This is a genomic window from Phormidium pseudopriestleyi FRX01 (assembly GCF_017313335.1).
GTDB classification, from domain to species: Bacteria; Cyanobacteriota; Cyanobacteriia; order Cyanobacteriales; family Laspinemataceae; genus Laspinema; species Laspinema pseudopriestleyi.
In genome coordinates this window covers 1-20,482 of sequence record NZ_JAFLQW010000185.1, presented here as the reverse complement: position 1 = coordinate 20,482, position 20,482 = coordinate 1, and the positions used below count along the sequence as shown (strand labels likewise).

15 protein-coding genes are annotated in these 20,482 nt (G+C 46.7%); 7 read left to right on the top strand and 8 right to left on the bottom strand.

What is annotated here, in order from left to right:
• Positions 1–91 precede the first annotated feature (91 nt).
• Positions 92–1,033 (bottom strand): RHS repeat domain-containing protein, encoded by a 942-nt coding sequence (locus J0895_RS06700; protein WP_207087332.1) that lies wholly within the window; start codon positions 1,031–1,033, stop codon positions 92–94.
• On the opposite strand from J0895_RS06700, the gene J0895_RS06695 reads away from it, so the two are divergent.
• The gene (locus J0895_RS06695; RefSeq protein WP_207087333.1) at positions 977–1,453 is read left to right on the top strand and encodes an ISAs1 family transposase; all 477 of its coding nucleotides are present in this window, start codon (positions 977–979) and stop codon (positions 1,451–1,453) included. The two genes, J0895_RS06700 and J0895_RS06695, sit on opposite strands and share 57 nt — an antisense overlap.
• A gap of 56 nt (positions 1,454–1,509) precedes the next feature.
• On the opposite strand, the gene murJ is transcribed toward J0895_RS06695, so the two are convergent.
• A complete protein-coding gene (gene murJ, locus J0895_RS06690) occupies positions 1,510–3,165 on the bottom strand; it encodes a murein biosynthesis integral membrane protein MurJ (protein WP_207087331.1) in 1,656 nt (551 codons plus the stop codon).
• Between the two features lie 119 nt (positions 3,166–3,284).
• Positions 3,285–4,877 (bottom strand): AMP-binding protein, encoded by a 1,593-nt coding sequence (locus J0895_RS06685; protein ID WP_207087330.1) that lies wholly within the window; start codon positions 4,875–4,877, stop codon positions 3,285–3,287.
• A 637-nt stretch (positions 4,878–5,514) separates the two neighbouring features.
• Here J0895_RS06685 and pyk point away from each other — a divergent pair.
• The 3 genes from pyk (at position 5,515) to J0895_RS06670 (ending at position 9,673) form a co-directional block, all read left to right on the top strand.
• On the top strand, positions 5,515–6,936 hold the full coding sequence (gene pyk, locus J0895_RS06680) for a pyruvate kinase (RefSeq protein ID WP_207087329.1): 1,422 nt from the start codon (positions 5,515–5,517) through the stop codon (positions 6,934–6,936).
• A 492-nt stretch (positions 6,937–7,428) separates the two neighbouring features.
• Entirely contained in the window at positions 7,429–8,607 is a 1,179-nt protein-coding gene (purT, locus tag J0895_RS06675) for a formate-dependent phosphoribosylglycinamide formyltransferase (protein WP_277989792.1), read from the top strand.
• A 559-nt stretch (positions 8,608–9,166) separates the two neighbouring features.
• A complete protein-coding gene (locus J0895_RS06670; RefSeq protein WP_207087327.1) occupies positions 9,167–9,673 on the top strand; it encodes a hypothetical protein in 507 nt (168 codons plus the stop codon).
• On the opposite strand, the gene J0895_RS06665 is transcribed toward J0895_RS06670, so the two are convergent.
• Positions 9,667–9,885: a hypothetical protein gene (locus tag J0895_RS06665; RefSeq protein ID WP_207087326.1), complete on the bottom strand. Its 219-nt coding sequence runs from the start codon at positions 9,883–9,885 to the stop codon at positions 9,667–9,669. The genes J0895_RS06670 and J0895_RS06665 overlap by 7 nt on opposite strands.
• A 223-nt stretch (positions 9,886–10,108) precedes the next feature.
• On the opposite strand from J0895_RS06665, the gene J0895_RS06660 reads away from it, so the two are divergent.
• The gene (locus J0895_RS06660) at positions 10,109–11,884 is read left to right on the top strand and encodes an ABC transporter ATP-binding protein (RefSeq protein WP_207087325.1); all 1,776 of its coding nucleotides are present in this window, start codon (positions 10,109–10,111) and stop codon (positions 11,882–11,884) included.
• A 35-nt stretch (positions 11,885–11,919) separates the two neighbouring features.
• The gene (gene ccmS / locus J0895_RS06655) at positions 11,920–12,357 is read left to right on the top strand and encodes a beta-carboxysome assembly chaperone CcmS (protein ID WP_207087324.1); all 438 of its coding nucleotides are present in this window, start codon (positions 11,920–11,922) and stop codon (positions 12,355–12,357) included.
• Between the two features lie 3 nt (positions 12,358–12,360).
• Here the strand turns inward: ccmS and J0895_RS06650 are convergent, their stop codons facing one another.
• From J0895_RS06650 to J0895_RS06640, 3 genes are all read right to left on the bottom strand, one after another.
• Positions 12,361–13,482 carry a hybrid sensor histidine kinase/response regulator gene (locus J0895_RS06650; RefSeq protein ID WP_207087323.1) on the bottom strand — a complete coding sequence of 374 codons (1,122 nt, stop codon included), beginning with the start codon at positions 13,480–13,482 and terminating at the stop codon, positions 12,361–12,363.
• A gap of 144 nt (positions 13,483–13,626) precedes the next feature.
• Positions 13,627–15,825 carry a PAS domain-containing sensor histidine kinase gene (locus tag J0895_RS06645; RefSeq protein ID WP_207087322.1) on the bottom strand — a complete coding sequence of 733 codons (2,199 nt, stop codon included), beginning with the start codon at positions 15,823–15,825 and terminating at the stop codon, positions 13,627–13,629.
• Between the two features lie 345 nt (positions 15,826–16,170).
• Positions 16,171–17,058, bottom strand: coding sequence for an alpha/beta fold hydrolase (locus tag J0895_RS06640; protein WP_207087321.1), 888 nt, complete (start codon positions 17,056–17,058; stop codon positions 16,171–16,173).
• Between the two features lie 88 nt (positions 17,059–17,146).
• On the opposite strand from J0895_RS06640, the gene J0895_RS06635 reads away from it, so the two are divergent.
• Positions 17,147–18,646 (top strand): glycosyl hydrolase family 57, encoded by a 1,500-nt coding sequence (locus J0895_RS06635; RefSeq protein ID WP_207087320.1) that lies wholly within the window; start codon positions 17,147–17,149, stop codon positions 18,644–18,646.
• Positions 18,647–18,742: 96 nt separating this feature from the next.
• Here the strand turns inward: J0895_RS06635 and J0895_RS06630 are convergent.
• Positions 18,743–20,482 (bottom strand): prolyl oligopeptidase family serine peptidase (locus J0895_RS06630; protein WP_207087319.1); only part of this gene is annotated, 1,740 nt, incomplete at its 5' end.

Sequence of the window (20,482 nt, the reverse complement as noted above, 5' to 3'; positions counted from 1 at the left end):
GGCGGGGGCAGTTTCTGGGGATACGATTAAGAGATATGTTGAGAACCAAAAAACTAAGTAATTGGTTAGCTACGTACCTACGCTAACCCCCTTATATCCCACGGCTAAAGCACGTGGGTTTTACGGCGTTTTCTATAAACCGTCCTAATTCCGGGTCATAATACCGGGCCCGCAAATAATCCAACTCTGTTTCCGCATCCCGACGTTCCCCAGCAAATTGATAGCTTCCATCAGAATTAGACAAGGACATTCCATAAGCATCGTAGCTATTGCGATCGCTTACCAAACCCGTCGTATCGGTCAACATCCGTACCGAACCCAAACCATCGGTGTGATAGAACGACTCAGACCCTCCTTCAACCGAACGTACTAACCCCAAACCATAGGTATAATCCGTCGTAACCAGTCCATTAGAGTCATACTCTGCCAGGACTTGAGACAACCCACCCGGAGTCACCAAGTAATTCGTTCGCACTCCATCACCGATACTTGTAACCCGATTCCCCTGAGCATCATAAACGTAATTAACGCTCTGATTTCCCCCCGCATCAGTTGAATTGACTCCAACTAACCGATTTTCCCCATCGTTAATCCAGTCATAAGTGACGGTTTCTCGAACGTTGTCACGACTCAGCATCGAACCATTGTTATCGTAGGTAAACTGGGTCGTTACCCCAGCAGATAACATCTGGGTCAATCGGTCATTCGCATCATAATCATAAGTGGTCAATCCGAGAACCGAATCATTACGAGACAGCCGATTGCCCACTAAATCATAGGTATAATCGATAGTCCGGTTCTCCGGAGAAATCTTTTCCTGAAGCAGACGGTTCACTGAGTCGTAAGCGTAATTTACTGTGCGACCGTCATGTTCCACCACTTGAGTTCGGTTGCCAACTCCATCTAGGGTATAAGAGAAACTAGAAATTTCCTGACCCACTGAATTTAAAGTTTCGATATCGGTTAGGCGAGAACGATTGTCATAAGTGCGAGTGAAGCGATTCAGACTCATGAATCGAACAATGTTGGTCATTGTCGAGTTGAAAAACGCACGGTCAGTATTAGTAATCAGTTAGATAATATTCCTGAATTTCCGGGACTTAAAACCGTGATTCGTGTTGAGTCATACCGCGAAGTCCATCGAGCAAATATTATTGAAACAAGTGTTGAAATTCGTTTTTACGTTTCTTCTTTGATTGAAACGGCTGAAGAATTTGCCAAGCGAATTCGAGGGTATTGGGGAGTCGAAAATAAGGTTCATTATGTGCGGGATGTAACCCAAGGTGAAGATGCCTCTCGTATAAGGACAGAACCCTTGGTTCAAATTTGGGCGATCGCTCGCAATTTTGCACTGAATCTATATCGCGATTATGGATTTGACAATATGGCTCAAGCCCAACGTTTGGCGGGATTTGGCCTTACCCTACTCAAGAAGTTATTTAGAATGAAATAGCAGTGCAATCTGTGGTTAAGAATTGGTGACCACTGATTGCACTGATTGACAGCGGTTTATCGCCCAAAGCGTTGACGGATGCGCTGCATAAATATATCTACTTCGGGTAATTTGATTTGACTGACGATCGCCACAAAAACCACTAATCCACCCAAACTAGACAGACCCAATTCCAGGAGATAGGTTAATAAACTCGTGCCTTCAAAAAGCCGATCGCACCATTGAAGAATCACCCAACCGACTACACCGGCTAGAGCACTTGCAGCAGTTAACAACCCCAGGGGTTTACTCCACTCGGCTAAAGGCAATCCATTCAGCTTGCGATCGAGTAAAATCAACAGCGCCAGCATAGAAATAATATTCACCCCTACCGTTGCCAGGACCAAACCCGGTGCACCAAATGCTCTGACCATAAAGAAGTCCAGGACCGCATTCAGAAAAATATTCACGATACTGACCCGAAAAGGGGTTTCCCCATCTCCCAAAGCATAAAACACCCGGACTAGCACATCGCGTCCCAAATAGACAAACATCCCAATCCCATAAGCCATCAGCATGGGGGCGACAAATGCCGAAGCGGCTTGGTCAAAGGCCCCGCGTTCATAAATGACTCGCACGATCGCCACAGATAAGGCGACGGTAAAGGCCCCGATGGGTAACATTGTTAGGCCAGTCAACATCAAACCCTGGCGAATCCGCTGTTTCAGTTGTGGCCAATCATTGGGGTCAGCTAATCGGGAAAACACCGGCAATAGCGGCACTAACAGCATATTAGAAACAATCCCCAAGGGCGTCTGCACGAGCAGTCCGGCATAACCCAAAGCAGCAGCAGCTTGAGGAATGTAAGAGGCGAAAAACAAGTCTGTATAGACATTAATTTGGAGCATTCCCGAGGATAAGGTAGCCGGTCCCATAACCTTCATCACCTCTTTGACCCCTGGACGATTAAACTCAAACCGCAGACGCAAGGTCCCTAAACCGCTGCGCCACTGGGTCACCACCTGCACAACCCACTGGAGAATTGCACCGGCAAGGGTTCCCCAAGCTAACACCATCCCACCGGTCATGGCATATTCAGGAAGGCCAATATCACCGCCTACTTGGAGGATGAAAATGCCTAATGCACCGATGAGCGCCACACTGGAAAATAGGGGACTGATGGAGGGAATCCAATAGTGGTCAGCGGCATTGAGGGTGCCGAATCCAATGCCAATTAATCCGGCGAGGACAGCGAGGGGGGCCATGATCCGGAATTGTTGGATGGCGATCGCATGGGTCAGTTGCAGGGTTTCAAATTCTGGGGTAGAAAGGCCCTGGGCCGCTGCTTCTGCGGCGGAAATGTTCAAACCTGGTGCGACTAAACCCATCAGAGGTTCGGCAAACAGGACTAAAACCCCGGAGACAATCAGCAGCAATCCGCCAATCAGGGTGGTGATGGTTTCGACGAGGGGGGCTGCTTCTTCCGGTTTACGTTTAGCGAGGACGCTGACGATCGCGCTATGGAAGGGTCCATTGATCCCCCCGAGTAAAATCAGCAAAAAACCGGGGATTACATAAGCATAGTTATAGGCGTCAAAGGCGGGACCGACTCCAAAAGCGGCGGCGATCGCTTGTTGGCGCACTAAACCAAAGACTTTACTGATCAAGGTGGCGATCGCCACAAGACCGGCAATTCCAGCTAGAGAACGAGCGGGTTTTTTTAGGTCAGACACAAATCTTCACAAGTCGCGAAAGAGCTTCAATTATTTAACCCCGAATTGGGCAATTCTCAACCATTCGGTTACTGGCTGGTTTTACAATTCAGGCCGTTCCTGTTCCGGTAAGCGCCCAGTCACTCCTGTTCATCCAGCATCCGTTCCAATGCTACGCGATCGACTCGGCGTGGGTAGCGTTTATCCATTGGGATTTTTTCGACGACGCGCAACGCTTCTACATTGGCCCATTGTAGGGATTCTAGGACGGAAGATAAACTGCGTTGGGATAAGGTGCGATCGCCGGTTTTGTCGGCCATTTCTACGACTAAAGTCCGCTGATATCGATAGGAAAAAAAGGCTACCCGTTGGACTTCCCGATTGTAATCAACGGCGCATTCTACAGTTAGGGGATAAATCACTCCGAATTTATCCTGAATGCAATCTTGGCAGGGTCCGAGTAACCACAATCGTCCTTGGGAGTCTAAGTATCCTGCATCGCCGGTGCGATGCCATTGTTGTTCCCCGACTCGAAAGTTCATGGGTTCGTCCCCGAGTTCGTTTAAGGTTCGGGTGATGAAGCGATCGCCTTGCAGCACTATTTCTCCCGGTTCTGAATAAGGGCGGCAGGTGGCTTCAAATTCGGATTGATTTTGATAGGGGGCGATGGGTGCGCCCCATTGGTTGGGGATAATTCTTAACTGGATATCTGAGGCGGGTTTGCCCACGAGTAAGCCTTTTCCGGTCTGCATTTGACTGACATCGCTGGCTGCGATTTCTCGGCGAGAGAGGCTGGCGATCGCGGCGGTTTCTCCATAAAGAGCGATAATTTCTGCTTGGGGTGCAATTTGATTGACTTGATTGAAGAGACTGGGCAAAATTGGCGTTCCCCAAATAAATATTTTATAAACCGGGGTTAATAGTTCTCTTTTTTTAAGCAGAGCCGCGATTAGATTTTCCAGCAAGGTGGGAGAAGCAGCAATCCGAGTTGGTTGATATTTGTTAATGGCATTCAGAATCGGTTTATTTTGATGAATTAAAGGTACTTTTATTTTGAATTCTGGCAATAAATTCGTAACCCCTAATCCTAGATTAATTAACCCCAAAAGCGGTTGGAGGGTAATATCTATTTCTCCGGGATGAATCAGGAGGATTTCTGCCAGATATTTTTGCTGTGAAATTAAATATTCATGAGTTAATTCAATGAATTTTAGTTGTTCATATAATCCGATGGTGGAGACGATTAATGCTGGAGTTTCCGGCTCAATTTCGGTAATTTTAAAATCGGTTTCTAGGGTTTGTGCTCTCTGCCAAGAAATGAGAGTGGGGAGGGAAAATCCGATGGTAAATTTGAGGGAGATTTTGCGAAAAGCTCGGGAGAAAAACCGCCAAAACAGATTTTTGGTGGTGGTAATGATGGCTTTCGGGCGGCACAAGGTACAGGCGCGATCGAGTTCATCAGAATTGGCATTGGGGTCAAGGATTAAGGCGATCGCACCGAGTCTAAAAAGGGCAATCAGTGCAACATAAAAATCCGTTGATAGTGGCAGCATGAGCAAAATAGTATCTCCCGTCTGCACCCCTTTTTGTCGCAACAGGGTCACTCCCCGACTCGCCCTCAACTCCAAGTCGGCAAAACTCACCCTGCCGCTTGCACCGCGTCGCATCTCCAGGATTGCTGGCGCATCTGGGGTTTCTTCAACTTGTTTGTGTAGAATTTCGGCAATATTCATCGCTCAAGGAGTGGGATAAAGGCAGGAGTTGATTCGCTATTTTAAGCCCGCATCGCTGCTGTAAACTACATCGACATCCGGATCATCACGGGAATTTAAGGGTTGGATAAAAACCGTTTGGATTGGGCTATTTTAGAAATATATCCTATGAATTGACCCGTTGGGAAATATGAACGGCCAATTTAACCGAGATATCACGAGTGCGATCGGCGATCCTCTAACCGGAGAGGGAGATAGGGGGGATGGAGAGATGGGGAGGATGCGGGAGATGGGGGAGATCAGGAAGACATAAAACCGAAGACTGTCGTTGTTATATCGAAGAATCAGATAAAATGGCAATTTTTATGATGAGATTGAAAGTCATGATAACCGATTTCATTTTTAACGATAATGGCAATAATTATTTGGTAAATCTATGCGAGTTCCGGTTGGTTCACTGAGCAGATGTATCCTGGGTCACATTTAACCCTACCCATTGAGATTAAAATGTGCAATTAACGTTCCAGATCTGGATTTGATTCAACTCCGAATGGCAAAACCTGCCCCGATCATACAGGATAAATGTCCGGAATTTTTATTAAAATTCGGTTAAACTGCTAACTGATGTCCTGCATTCCTCTTGAATCGGTTTAATCTCATGCGTAAAACGAAGATTATCTGCACTCTTGGTCCAGCTAGTTGCGATCGCAATACCATTAAAGAAATGGTTTTAGCGGGAATGGATGTAGCTCGCTTAAACTTCTCCCACGGTGACTATTCCACTCACGAACAAAATATCCGCACCATTCGCGAAGTGTCCGCCGAATTAAATAAACCGATCGCGATTATCCAGGATTTGCAAGGTCCAAAAATCCGCGTCGGAGAAATGGAACCTGGGGTTGTCCTCCATCCTGGGGATCAAACCATCATGACGATGCTAGAGGTACTCGGGAATGCTGCTCGCTTTAGTTCCACCTACAAAGGATTAGCCGATGATGTTAAAGAAGGGGATTCAATTCTCATTGATGATGGTCTGATTTGCATCCAAGCCGATCGCATTTATGAGAAAGAAATTTACGGAACGGTGATTTATGGCGGTCCCGTCAACAGTCACAAAGGAATCAACCTCCAATATTCTTCAATATCGGCTCCAGCGATGACCCCAAAGGATATTGAGGATTTGAATTTTGGCTTGGACCAAAACATTGACTATGTTGCCCTCTCTTTCGTTCGCGAAGCGTCGGACATCAAAGAAGTTAAAGGCATAATTAACAGCAAAGATAAAACCGCTCATGTTATTGCTAAAATCGAGCGTCATGAAGCCCTAAATTGTTTAGATGAGATTGTAGAAACGGCAGATGTTGTCATGGTGGCCCGGGGAGATTTAGGGGTAGAAATTCCCTTGGAACGGGTTCCTACCCTCCAAAAATCCATTTTACAAGCCTGTCGAATTCATCAAAAACCTGTGATTGTCGCGACTCAAATGTTAGAGTCCATGATTCACAATCCGCGCCCGACTCGTGCGGAAGTCTCTGACATTGCCAATGCGATTTATGATGGGGCAGATGCCCTGATGCTGTCGGGCGAAACGGCAGTTGGAACCTATCCGATTCAGTCCGTTAAAACCATGTCACTGATTGCTGAAACTGCCGAGGCTGAGTTAATCTCTTCCCGACAATATGTGACGGGAATTGAGGCATATCCGATTGGAAACTCGGTGGTTCATGCCGCTTGCCAACTGGCGCAAAACCTCCATGCCAAGGCAATACTCTGCTTTACGGAACATGGATTTACCGCCCGTTTATTGTCGAAATATCGCCAATCTATCCCGGCGATCGCTGTCACCACGGATGAGTTCATTCAACGGCGTATCGCCTTATATTGGGGTTTGCAATCTTTGCAACTGGAAGAGGTTTCTAATACAGATGAAATGATTGTTTTATTAGAAAAAACAGTCCTAGAACAGCAATTTGTTGAAAAAGGAGACCTGGTGGTCATTATTGCCGGGTTACCCCTCCCGATTACTGGCGTAACTAACCTGATTAAAGTGCATCGCATTGGGGAAAGTTATGCAGTATAGGGGAAAATAAACCCCCAGGGGTGGGAAGAAAGCAGCGATCATCCCGGTTCGGAATGGTTTTAATGCGGTGCAACAGGAGTCGGGGGTTTGCTCCCCCTTACAAGAGTCGGGTTTTTACGAACGGTCCCCGGACCTTGCCAAGGTCCGGGGACCGTCGCTGAAGTTAATATAGCAATCCTTTATGATTTATGCCCTCGGATGCTCCCCTCTCCCCCTTTGGGCCGCCTTATGTTGGGGGTGAGGGCATTCCACAACGGATAAAGGATTGCTATATAGCAATCCTTTATGATTTATGCCCTCGGATGCTCCCCTCTCCCCCTTTGGGCCGCCTTATGTTGGGGGTGAGGGCATTCCACAACGGATAAAGGATCGGATATAGTAAGGCGAATCACCATAAACGTAAAAAACTTACTCTTGTAAGGGTTTGCTCCCCCGCTTCCCATCTGTTGAATTTGAGAATAAACGGTTTAAAATAGTTGGCAGTCCAGTCAATTGGGAATCAATTCGATGCGTTTACCCCAAAAATTAATGCTTCTCGGGTCAGGCGAACTCGGAAAAGAATTTACGATCGCCGCTCAACGTCTCGGGAATACAGTCATTGCCGTGGATCGCTATGCAAATGCTCCCGCGATGCAAGTGGCGGATTATTCTGAAGTAATTTCTATGCTGAATCCAGACGATTTGGAACGAATCGTCAATCACCATCAGCCTAATTTTATTATCCCAGAAATTGAAGCCATTCGCACGGAAAAATTACTCGAATTTGAGAAAGACAGAGGCATTATTGTCATTCCCACGGCGAAAGCAACCAACTACACGATGAATCGCGATCGCATTCGGGAACTCGCCCATCGCGAGTTAGGCATTAGAACCGCTAAATATGCTTATGCCACCACCTTAGACGAATTAATCGCCGCTTCGGAAAAAATCGGATTTCCCAATGTGGTTAAACCGGTGATGTCTTCTTCGGGAAAAGGACAATCTACCGTTCGCGATCGCACGGAAGTCGAGGCATCCTGGAACTATGCGATCGCCGGTTCCCGAGGCGATACTCAAAAACTAATTGTTGAGGAATTCATTGAGTTTGAACTGGAAATTACTCTCTTGACAATTCGCCAGTGGGATCATCCCACGTTGTTTTGTCCAGCGATCGGTCATCGTCAGGAACGCGGCGACTATCAAGAATCCTGGCAACCGGCAGATATTTCACCGGAACGAGTCCAAGAAGCAGTGGCGATCGCCCAAAAAGTCACCCATGCTTTAGGGGGTGCAGGTATTTTTGGAGTCGAGTTTTTTATCACCAAAAATGAGACAATTTTCTCCGAACTCTCCCCCCGTCCCCACGATACCGGCATGGTGACCCTCATCTCCCAAAATCTCAACGAGTTTGAACTTCATCTGAGAGCCATTTTAGGGCTACCCATTCCCAAAATTGAACAATTGGGTCCTTCTGCCAGTGCAGTTATTTTAGCCCAAGAACATTCCGATTCAATTTCTTATCAAGGGGTAGCCGATGCCCTCATAGAACCCGATGTTGATTTAAGATTATTTGGTAAACCCGATTCTCGTCCTTTCCGGCGCATGGGAGTCGCTTTAGCAAAAGGTCAGAACATTGCAGAAGCTAGGGCAAAAGCCACCCGGGCCGCTAATACCGTAAAAATTTGCAAATAATCCCCAAAAAAGCCTAGGGCATCGGTACAGCAGGGTGAAGAAACCGGGGTTTTTACAAAATTTCTGCCCCTGAACACCAAATTGGGTGCAAAAACCTGGTTTCTGGTACTGCTTCTTTAATCCGCTACCGATGCCCTAGGTTCATGACTCGCACAGGTGGGCTAAATTTAACCCTAAATTTTGGAAAGCCAGATTCTGGTTAACTCTGTCTGGGGGATGAGGGATAAATCTCTCTACTGAGAGAGTAGATTTTCCGTTTATTTTTGCATAATATTATCAGTTTCTAAATCAACCCTCCTACTATCGGCCTGCCTTAGTCTTGGCAGAAGCCAAGACTAAGCATTCTTTCATTGCTTTAATTGTGAAAGTTAGAGAAAATATTTAGAAGGTAAAAATACGTTAAAAATATTTTAAAAATTAATTATCATTCAATATTAATTGCTTTTGTTGTTCTATTGTAAATTAATTTTTATAGTTACAATAATTTTTCAAAAATAGGTTTATTTAAGTCACTGGATACAGCAATAAATTAGAAATCAAACAAGGAGAATCCCTCAAAATGTTTAACCCTTTAAAAGTCACCTTAACTTTGATGACATCTGGAGTCTTTGCCTTAACGTTGCCTGCTTCCAATGGAGCGATCGCCCAAGAATATCCAGGCTGTTTTATGATTGATTCTTCCGGCCAAGCTAGGAATCTCAATAACCTCTGTGAACCCCCACTGCAAACACCTCCACCGGACAGCCAAGTCCCAGAACAAGGCGACATGGGCGAACCTGGTAATGTCCCAGGGGGAGAAGCAGTAGCGCCCGATCAGGTCCAAACTCTACCCGATGGTACAACCATTCAAACCCTACCCGATGGCACCGTGATTAGAACTTGGACGGATTCTAGCCCGACTCAAACGGTCCCAGGACAACCCAACCAAGGGACTCCCACTCAGCAACAGCCGGTTCCGCCAGGGACTCCCACTCAGCAGCAACAAATTAATCCCGGAGTTCAGCCCCAGCAACAGCAAATTAATCCCGGAGTTCAGCCCCAGCCGATTGATTCTCAGATTCAATAAGCAGCGCGATCGCACCTGGGAGGAACCCTAATCTCAATATCCTGAGTTAGGGTTTGGGGCAATCTCTGCCGAGGGAGTACAGTCAAGGGAAGACAACCGGGTTTTTTTACAAAATTTTTGCCAATCCGCAACCCAGAAAGGGCCAAAAACCCGGTTTCTTGTCCCTGGGCGCTAAAACTGTACCGACGTTCGAGGAGTTCAAGGCAAAACAACTCATCCTCATGGGAGGCAAGCTGATTGCGTATGATAGAGGGAGATCTTTAACCCTAGCCCTGTCAAGGTGTATTTGTAGGGGCGCAATGCGCAGGCCCATGTAGGGGCCTGCGCATTGCGCCCCTACATGAAATAAGGATTTTTGGTCATCAAATTTATCACCTTGACAGGGCTAGATCTTTAACCCCTATACTGATAAATTCCGTGTCAGTCAATCGCACTATGACCCGTAAGCATTCAGGGCATCCCTTGGGGCGTCTGCTGGAATATGGACATCAATATCGAGTTCAAATCTGGCAGGCGATCGCCTGTTCTATTCTCAATAAACTGTTTGACTTGGCACCTCCGGCCCTGATTGGGGCTGCAGTGGATGTGGTTGTTAATGAAGAAAACTCTTTCATTGCCCGATTTGGGGTGACTGATGTCTTCGGACAATTGCTGATTATCAGTGGCCTGACCTTTATTCTCTGGGTGATGGAATCGGTCTTTCAGTATGCTTACGATCGCCTCTGGCGCAATCTAGCCCAAACCCTACAACATGATTTACGCCTGGATGTTTATCGCCACTTACAAGACCTAGACTTGGCCTATTTTGAGGAGCGGTCCACAGGCGGGTTTATGTCTATCTTAAACGATGATATTAACCAATTAGAGCGCTTTTTGGATGTTGGTGCGAATGAAATTCTCCAGGTGATCACGACGGTGATTATCATTGGAACAGTCTTTTTTGTGTTAGCGCCAACCGTGGCATGGATGGCACTATTGCCCATGCCTTTTATTATCTGGGGTTCGATCGCCTTTCAGAAATTGCTGACCCCTCGCTATGCCGATGTTCGAGAAAATGTCAGCTTGCTCAATAGCCAACTCAGCAATAATTTAAGTGGAATTACCACGATTAAAAGCTATACTGCTGAGGTTTATGAGAGCAAACGCATCGGACGGTTGAGTGAAAATTATCGTCAAAGCAATCGACGAGCAATTATCCTGTCTGCCGCTTTTATTCCCTTAATTAGAATCATCATTTTGGTGGCTTTTACCGCGACATTATTGTTCGGCGGTTTAGCTGCGGTAGAAGGGAATTTAGCGGTGGGGACTTACAGCGTTTTAATCTTTTTAACTCAGCGGTTATTATGGCCGTTAACGCGGTTGGGTCAAACGTTAGATTTGTATCAACGGGCAACGGCTTCTGTCGCCCGAGTGATGAATTTATTAGATACACCGATCGCCACCCATCCGGGGAATAAACCGTTACCGATTCAGACAGTACGCGGCGAAATTCAATGGCGGGATGTTACCTTTGCCTATTTTGATCGCAATCCGGTGATTAATCAGTTATCCCTAGAGATTCCTGCGGGAAAAACTATTGCCTTAGTTGGGGCGACAGGTTCGGGGAAAAGTACGGTAGTGAAGCTGTTGCTGCGACTGTATGAAATCCAGTCGGGAAGTATTACTTTAGATGGGATAGAGTTGCGCGATATTCAGTTGCAGGATTTGCGACGGGCAATCGGATTAGTGAGTCAGGATGTGTTTTTATTTCATGGGACGGTGGCAGAAAATATCATTTATGGCAGTTTTGATGCCAGGTATGAGGATGCAATTGAGGCGGCAAAACTGGCAGAAGCTCATGATTTTATTATGGAACTGCCTCAAGGGTATGACACCATTGTGGGGGAAAGGGGGCAGAAGCTTTCTGGGGGACAGCGACAACGATTGGCGATCGCCCGGGCATTGTTGAAAGATCCGCCGATTTTGATTTTGGATGAAGCGACATCAGCGGTGGATAATGAAACGGAAGCGGCGATCGGGCGATCGCTGGAACGGATTACTCAAAACCGCACTACGATTGCGATCGCTCATCGTCTCTCTACCATCCGAAATGCCGATTGCATTTATGTCATGGATCGGGGAGAATTGGTAGAACGCGGCACTCATGAGGAACTCCTGGAACTAGGAGAGATTTATGCAGGGTTATGGCGCGTACAAATGGGTTTAAAGTAATCAAATCATCCAATCGGAACGCAAGAGAAATAGCAATGACTGGTTTTTTACCGGGCAACCTTCAGCCAGAGAAAGAAGAAGACCGATGGCGTCATGAGTTAGCAGATTTTGCCAAAGCTCACCAACAGGAATTAGCAGCCCTTTCCTGGGGCCTCTGGCTGGAAAATCAACATAATGGCAGTGTGATGGGAATCGATTTGAAACCCACACCGCATTTTATTTACTGCCCAAAAGAGGCAGTAGCTAAACTCAATGAAACCGTGGGGAGTTTCTTACAAGAAGTCGTGGGAATTGTTGAGGGGTTTAATCCAGAAACTGAGGTTCTCCTCGTAGGGATTAATCAAGGGCAATTGAAGGTGATAGAATTTGTCACCGATCCATCCCCTCCCCAATGTTTTGAAACGGTATCTGCCGATGTGGATACGTTATTGGACCGATTAGAACAGGGTCTGCGAGAACGGGTGAAAGGGTAACAGTTAGGGGACTGGGTTGAGGGGAAGGGTAACGGTAAATGTTGTCCCTTGACCCAGTTGGCTTTCCACGGTAATTTGACCGTGATGCAAATCCACAGATCGTTTGGCGATCGCCAGTCCCAACCCGGTTCCCGGGATAGTTCCCACATTAGAAGCGCGAGAAAATGGCACAAACAGGGTCTTGATTTCTTCGGGGTCAATGCCAATTCCGCGATCGCAGATTTGAAACACCACCTCATCTGCCTCAAAAGATAGGCTAATAACAATCTCCCCTCCTGCCGAAGAATACTTAATCGCATTGGCAATTAAATTATTGAACAGATGCCACAACAATTTTTGGTCGAGGTAGGCAGTCCGGGATTCTCCTTGTTGCCTAAAAATCAAGCGATATTCATCTCCTGCACTCAATTGAAAGGTTTCCACAATCCTCTCGCAAAATGATGCCAGATTTAAGGGGGCCGGGTTTAAACTGGTTTTTTGAAAATCCGCCTTGCCAAATTTTAAAATATCTTCCAGTAAATGATTCAGGCTTTCTGTTGCCATCACAATTTGTTCAAGATGTTTTTGGGTTTTTTCCGGGGGCCAATTATTCACATACTCCTGAATTAATTCCGCTGAAGATTGAATAGTCGTCAGGGGATTGCGAAATTCATGAGCGGCCATCGACAGATATTGAGATTTAATTTCGCTCACTTCTTCGGCCTTATAACGCTTATTTTCTGCGGTAGAAACTGCTTTTTTGACCTCCAATTCTGCCTGATGGCGGGATAAAGCTATTTCGATAGTCACCCAGAGTTCAGTTTCCCGAAAGGGTTTGAGAATGTAACCCAGGGGCTGAGTCACCTTAGCCCGTTTTAAGGTATTTTCATCAGCATAAGCGGTCAAATAAACCACGGGAATTTCTAAGGTTTCCCGAATTTTATCCGCTGCCATAATCCCATCCATCAGCCCTTGCAGCATGATATCCATCAACACCAAATCCGGCTGATGAATCGCAGCAGCGGCGATCGCTTCTTCTCCTGATGCGACGATATCCACTACCTCATATCCCATTTTTTCTAGGCGGAGGGCAATATCTTCGGCAATAATGGCTTCATCTTCTACAACCAGAATTTTATGTGACATGGCAAGTTTCCCCCAAGTTTAATCGGTCTGATGAAACAGAATTCCTGTCCCTCAAGTTTTGTGTCAATTATAAAACTGAAGTTGTCTGGGTTAAAGCAAAAAGGGGTTAGAGATTGAACCCTTTTGCGGGTCCCCGGAACAGCGTTAAAGAGCTTGAGGAGAGGGAAAGGTAATTTGAAAGCAAGCTCCCTGATTGTTTTTAATGTCCAGGGTTCCCCTCAATTGTCGGGTCAGAGCACGGACTAAGCGTAGTCCTAAAGAATTAGTTTTTTTGAAGTCTAATTCGTCGGGTAAGCCCCGACCCGTATCGCGTACTATCAGATTTAATTGCTGATTAGCTTCCACTGTAAATTCAATAAAGATGGTTCCCGATTCGTTGTCTGGAAAGGCGTGTTTGAGAGAGTTTGATACCAGTTCATTCAGCACTAATCCGCAAGGAATTGCGGTATCTAAATTGAGGTAAACTTTTTCAATGTGCAGTTTTAAGCTAACTTTTTGTGAAGTCATATTATAGCAGGAAAACAAGTTACTGGTCAGACTTTCAATGTAATCATTAAAATCAATTTTGGCCAGAGTGTCAGAGTGGTAAAGTTTTTCATGAATCAAGGCCATTGAAGCAATGCGGTTTTGACTATCGCGTAAAATCGATAAAATTCGCGCTTCTTCAATATAAGAACTTTGCAGGGAAAAAATACTGGAAATCACCTGTAAGTTATTTTTGACCCGATGATGAACTTCCTTGAGGAGGAGTTCTTTTTCTTCTAAGGAGGCTTTAATTTGGCGTTGGGCTTTTTTGCGATCGCTCAGTTCGACCTGTAGACGTTCGTAGAGTTCCGACTGCTGAATGGCGATCGCCAGTTGAGTGGCTAAAGAGGCTAAAAGGTCAATTTCCCAGCCTTGCCACTGCCTGGGTCCAGAACATTGATGGGCGATTAATAATCCCCATAAGGTATCTTTTTCGACGATGGGAACGACCAATTTCGCTCGGACTTCGATGCTTTTCATAAACTCTACCAAACAGGGTAAAATCTGTCCGGCATCCCGGTCAACTAAGGCACAAATTCGTCCTTCGATATACCGTTGGTAATTTTCTGCGGGAAATACTTCTTCGGGGAAGACCCGATTTAACACCTTCAACCAACCGGGTTTGACCGCTTCGGCGATCGCACTGCCGGTCCCATCAGCCCAGACGCGATAGACTAAGACGCGATCGCACCCGAGCACTTGCTGCACTTCCTCAACGGTGGTACTCAAAATCGCCGTTAAATCCAAGGATTGGCGAATCCGTTGGGCGATCGCCCCGAGTAACCGTTCCCGTTCCACCTGTTGCCGCATCGCCTCTTCCGCCTGTTTGCGATCGCTGATATTCAACATCACTCCATCAGCAATCACATCCCCATTCTCCATCCAAGTATAATGGGTATTATCCTGCACCCACTTCAGTTCTCCCGAAGCACTAATAATCCGAAATTCCTGATGTTCTCGGGGTTTTTGCATTTTGCCGAGGGAAGCGATGCGCTCACGAAACCCCTCGCGATCGTGCGGATGGACCAGGCCAAATAATCCCCACAAATCCGCCATCGCATCCATTGGGTCAATCCCCGTGAGTTCCTCAATGCCATCGCTGATGAAGGGAACTGTAATTCGGCCATCGGTGCGAAGAATCGCCCGATACATCACCCCCGGTAAGTTGGCACCGATGGACGAAAACTGGCGATCGCGTTGCTCCCGTCGGGCAATTTCGATTTCCAACCGTTCCACCGTCCGGGCTAATTCCGCCGTTCGCTCTTGCACCAAGGCTTCTAGGCTTTGATTTTGCCGATCAATGTTAGAAATCAATTGATCCCGTTCCTGCTGTGCCTGTTTCTGCTCGGTGATATCTTGTACCAGAGATAAAATCGAAATCGGCTGTCCCGCCTGATCTAACAGAGCCGAATTATGCCACTCACACCAAATCACCTCCCCATTCTTAGTATAATTTCGATGACGAACTAAATTGTGAGATTCATCTCCCTCGATTAACCGACGGACAGCTTCAGTAACCAGGGGTTCGTCCTCGGGATAGTTACAAGGCCACTCTATTCGAGGAATACCCATCACCTCTGCCGCCTTCCAGCCTAGAATATGTTCCGCTTGGGAAGACCATCGTTTCACCCCCATCGCACAATCCCACTCGATCGCCCCCAGGGGAAAGTTTTCCACATGAAAGGTTAATCGCTCATAAGCCTGTCGCAGTTCTTCCTCAGCGGATTGGAAACTCTCCCGGCCCTCCAAAGGGCGAGGGGTTGGGGCGGCCCAATTTGTCAAGCGGTCCTCCGGTTGTTGGCTCAATTTTTTTTGCATTCTTTCCTTCCCAAACTCAAACCCCTAAACGTTTTTACGGCTCGTATCCCGATGAGCAGATGCTTTCCTCGGGACCTCCAACCGAGGACCCCAAAAATATCGGGGGTCGAGTTTCGGTCCCTGCCGCATCCTGAATTTGGCCTTAACCACCCGGGTTTTTGCACTCCTGATCCGGGGGAGTCCCCTGCTCCCTGGCTTTCAGGACAAAGGGCCAAGGGCTTTGACTTCAGGGTTGGTACTGTTTGCATTCCCTAATTTTAGGTTTTGCTATCTCTTTATATTCTGTCTCGAAAAAGACCCAGTTGCCAAACTTTTTTGGCAACTGGGGAACAGCCGGGGATGAGTTCACACCTTGGACCATTCCAGAATGCGATCGGCACTCATCTGAGGTTGTTCTAAATGGGGAACGTGACCACAGTTGGGAATCCAGATTAGCTGACTTGAGGCGATCGCCTCCTTGAACTTGTAAGCATCTGCTGTTCCTAAAATTTGGTCATTTTCTCCCCATAAAATTAGAGTCGGTTTGTCTACCTGCTCAATTTTATCAGCTAAAAAGTTGTAGCCTCCGCTTTTGGTAAAGGCAATCGTGCCTCGATCCCACCCCGGCATTTGCAAATGGAGACTGGCACAAGCTGAGGCATCAGCCGTTGCTAACGCGCGATCGCAATACGCTTTCAGACTAATTTGTTGTCGAATCCGAGGATTTCTTAAAAATTGCGTAGCCAAATACCCTAGGGGGGGAAACATCATCTTCCCCATCGCCGGACCCTTGGCAAACCCAGCACTATCAATTAACACCAATTTCTGCACCGCATTCGGGTAAGATAGAGTAAAATCGATAGCCGTTGCACCCCCCATTGATACCCCAACTAAAATCATCGGCTGTTCAATTAACTGCCTCCAAAACTCATATAAATGGGTTTTAATCCCTGGGGGTGTAATCGGAATTTCCGGCAAGCGATGGGTAAATCCAAATCCCAATAAATCCATCGCCCAAGTTTCGTGATGCACTGCCAGCAACGGCAGCAAACGGCGAAACTCAAACACAGAACTATCAAAACCATGTAGCAACAAAATCGGCGGTCCCCCCCGACCTTGCCGAACGAAACTTGTCGGAATCGGGCGATCGCCCAAGGAAGTCAGGATGTCCTGACATTCAATTCGTTGTGCCAGGGAGATCGAAGTGGATTCCGTCAAAAACTCAACATCAGAAGGCAAAAAACTCGGAAACATAATTTTGATAGAATTCAAAACCTGTCGGTTGCAAAATACTCAATCAACGGTAAACTAAAAATAGCACGTTAAAGCAGCAATTAAAATTATGGTTTCCATCGCTCCCACACCCACAGAACTCCCCAAATTAGATGAATTTGCCCAAGGATTACCCAATATTTGCGGGTGGGAAAAAACAGTTCGTTCCGTCGTCCAACAGAATAAACCTGTATTCTTGCCTATTACAAATATTCGATTAGAAGAGATTAGTGCTGCATTTGCGATCGCCTTGCATATGCACCAACCCACCATCCCGGCAGGACCCAACGGTGAATATATCGGCCACTTGCAATATATGTTTGAACATACCGGCCAAGGCGATAATCACAATGCCGGACCCTTCTCCTGGTGCTATAGTCGCATGGGAGAACTTATTCCCGAACTCGTCGCCAACGGCTGTAATCCCCGGGTCATGTTAGATTACTCCGGCAATTTATTGTGGGGATTGCGACAAATGGGACGGCATGATGTCATCGATAACCTCAAACGGATCACCTGCGACCCCCAATATTATCTCCATGTCGAATGGTTAGGAACCATGTGGAGTCATGCCGTCGTTCCCTCCACTCCCCTGCCGGACCTCAAACTGCATATTCAAGCATGGCAACATTATTTTGCCTCAATTTTTGGCTGGGAAGCCCTCGCCCGAGTCAAAGGATTTTCACCCCCAGAAATGCACCTTCCCAACCATCCTGATACCCTCTTTGAGTTTATCAAAGCCCTCAAAGAAAGTGGCTATCGCTGGATTATGGTTCAGGAACATTCCGTCGAAACCTTAGAGGGTCATAGTCTCGGATACAAACATCTTCCCCACCGCCTAATTGCCCGAAATTCCCACGGGGAAACCACCAGTATCACCGCCTTAATTAAAACCCAAGGGTCTGATACTAAATTAGTGGCTCAAATGCAGCCCTATTATGAAGCAAAAACCCTGTCTAAACAGCAAATTGGTTCCGTAACTGTTCCCCCTATTGTTACCCAAATTGGCGACGGTGAAAATGGAGGCGTGATGATGAATGAATTTCCCGATGGGTTCAAACGCACCACTTATGAAATTGCCCAAAATAATGGCGGTAAATCTGGAACCGTCGCCCTCAATGGGACTGAATATTTAGAACTGATTGAAGCAGCAGGCTGTTCTCCGAAAGATTATTCCCCTTGTCAAGCGGTGCAGCAACATAAAATCTGGCAACGGCTTGATCCAGAGAATGTCACCCCCGAAAAAATGGCCGAGGCGATCGCTCATTTAACGCAAGAAGACCATCAATTCCATGTAGATGGTTCCTCCTGGACCAATAACCTCAATTGGGTACAAGGCTATGAAAATGTAGTCGGACCGATGAATTCACTCAGCGCCCTATTTCATCAAAAAATTGACCCACTCATGGGTGATGAAAACTTTACCCAAGAACCGCGCTATCGTCAAGCCTTACTCAACAATTTGTTAACCCAAACCAGTTGTTTTCGCTACTGGGGACAAGGAATGTGGACCGACTTCGCCCGGTCCATCTATGAACGGGGGATTAACCAGTTAAACAACGACTTTTAACCGTCCAAGTTTGTAGTAACAACTTCAGTCGTTCTCCAAGTTCGTAGTAACGCCTTCAGGCGTTCTCCAAGTTCTTAGTAACGACTGAAGTTGTTACTACTTAACTGGGATGTCCATCTCTAGGGTTCTGACTAGAAATGCCCACTTATCGGCAGCTTCTTCGATGATTTTAGCCGTGGGTTTTCCGGCACCATGTCCCGCTTTGGTTTCGATGCGAATCATCACAGGTGCCGTCGAGGTATGTGCTGCTTGTAAGGCGGCGGCAAATTTGAAACTATGTGCGGGAACAACGCGATCGTCGTGGTCCCCCGTCGTAATTAATGTGGCTGGATAGGCGGTACTGGGTTTGAGGTTATGTAAGGGAGAGTAAGCATATAAGGCTTTGAATTCATCGGGATTATCCGGGGAACCGTAATCGGAACACCAGGCCCAGCCGATGGTAAACTTATGGAAGCGTAACATATCCAGGACACCGACGGCGGGGAGGGCGGCAGCGAACAGGTCTGGGCGTTGTGTCATACAGGCCCCGACTAATAATCCGCCATTACTTCCACCGGCGATCGCCAGTTTCTGAGGTCGCGTATAGTCATGTTCGATTAACCACTCGGCAGCGGCAATAAAATCATCGAACACATTCTGTTTATTTAACTTCGTCCCCGCTTGATGCCAATCTTCTCCATATTCTCCCCCACCGCGCAGATTGGGAATGGCAATGATGCCGCCTAGTTCCATCCAGACAACTTGGGAGACGGAAAAACTTGGGGTGAGGGAAATATTAAATCCCCCATATCCATACAAATAGGTCGGATTATTCCCATCCCGTTGGATTCCCTGTTTATGGATGATGAACATCGGGATTTGGGTGCCATCTTTACTGGTATAAAAGATTTGCTCCGTTGTATAGTCATCCGGGTTGAAGTCTACCTGGGGATGCCGATAAATGGTACTCGTACCCGTCACCATATCGTAACGATAAATGGTGGGTGGGGTGGTAAAGCTGGTGAAACTATAAAAGGTTTCGGTATCGTGGCGTTTGCCATTAAATCCACCGGCAGAACCTATTCCGGGTAATTCGACTTCGCGGATGAAGGAACCATCCAGGTTAAACAGTTTAATTTGACTGCGAGCATCTTTTAAATAATCAGCAACGAACTGATTATTTAAAAGGCCGATACTTTCTAAGGTTTCTGGCGCTTCGGGAATAAGTTCGTTGCGATCGCCCGTGAGGATATTCAGAGAAATCAGCCGTCCTCGGGGTGCATTTAAGTCCGTTTGAAACCAAAACAAATCCCCTTCTTTATCGATAAACCCATACTGGGCTTCAAACTCGGTAATTAATTCAATAACGGGAGCATTAGGATTGGTTAAATCTTTGTAAAATACCAAGTTTTTTGGGTCAGTACCGCGCCACACGGAGATAATTAGAATCGTGCCATCTTCACTGACGCCCCCGCTAAATCCCAACTCTTTTTCATCCGGACGATCATAGATTAAAATATCATCAGATTGGGGAGTGCCGAGGCGATGGTAGAAGAGTTTTTGATAATAGTTAACATCTTCATATTGGCCTTTGGTATTCGGTTCATCGTAGCGACTGTAGAAAAACCCTTGATGGTCGTGGGTCCAAGAAGCACCGGAGAATTTAATCCATTGCAGATGGTCGGATAAATCCTCGCCAGTTTCAATGTCGCGAACTTTCCATTCTTGCCAATCGGAACCGGAGGAAGAGAGACCATAAGCCATGAATTGAGCATTTTCGCTAATGGCAATACCCGCTAGGGCGATGGTACCATCTTCAGAGAGCTTGTTGGGGTCAAGCAAGACCCGAGGTTGATC

What these genes read in the sequence shown, in the direction of transcription:
- J0895_RS06700 (WP_207087332.1), bottom strand. Translation starts at nt 1,033, where the DNA reads ATGACCAACATTGTTCGATTCATGAGTCTGAATCGCTTCACTCGCACT.
- J0895_RS06685 (WP_207087330.1), bottom strand. Translation starts at nt 4,877, where the DNA reads ATGAATATTGCCGAAATTCTACACAAACAAGTTGAAGAAACCCCAGAT.
- pyk (WP_207087329.1), top strand. Translation starts at nt 5,515, where the DNA reads ATGCGTAAAACGAAGATTATCTGCACTCTTGGTCCAGCTAGTTGCGAT.
- J0895_RS06670 (WP_207087327.1), top strand. Translation starts at nt 9,167, where the DNA reads ATGTTTAACCCTTTAAAAGTCACCTTAACTTTGATGACATCTGGAGTC.
- J0895_RS06660 (WP_207087325.1), top strand. Translation starts at nt 10,109, where the DNA reads ATGACCCGTAAGCATTCAGGGCATCCCTTGGGGCGTCTGCTGGAATAT.
- ccmS (WP_207087324.1), top strand. Translation starts at nt 11,920, where the DNA reads ATGACTGGTTTTTTACCGGGCAACCTTCAGCCAGAGAAAGAAGAAGAC.
- J0895_RS06650 (WP_207087323.1), bottom strand. Translation starts at nt 13,482, where the DNA reads ATGTCACATAAAATTCTGGTTGTAGAAGATGAAGCCATTATTGCCGAA.
- J0895_RS06645 (WP_207087322.1), bottom strand. Translation starts at nt 15,825, where the DNA reads ATGCAAAAAAAATTGAGCCAACAACCGGAGGACCGCTTGACAAATTGG.
- J0895_RS06640 (WP_207087321.1), bottom strand. Translation starts at nt 17,058, where the DNA reads ATGTTTCCGAGTTTTTTGCCTTCTGATGTTGAGTTTTTGACGGAATCC.
- J0895_RS06635 (WP_207087320.1), top strand. Translation starts at nt 17,147, where the DNA reads ATGGTTTCCATCGCTCCCACACCCACAGAACTCCCCAAATTAGATGAA.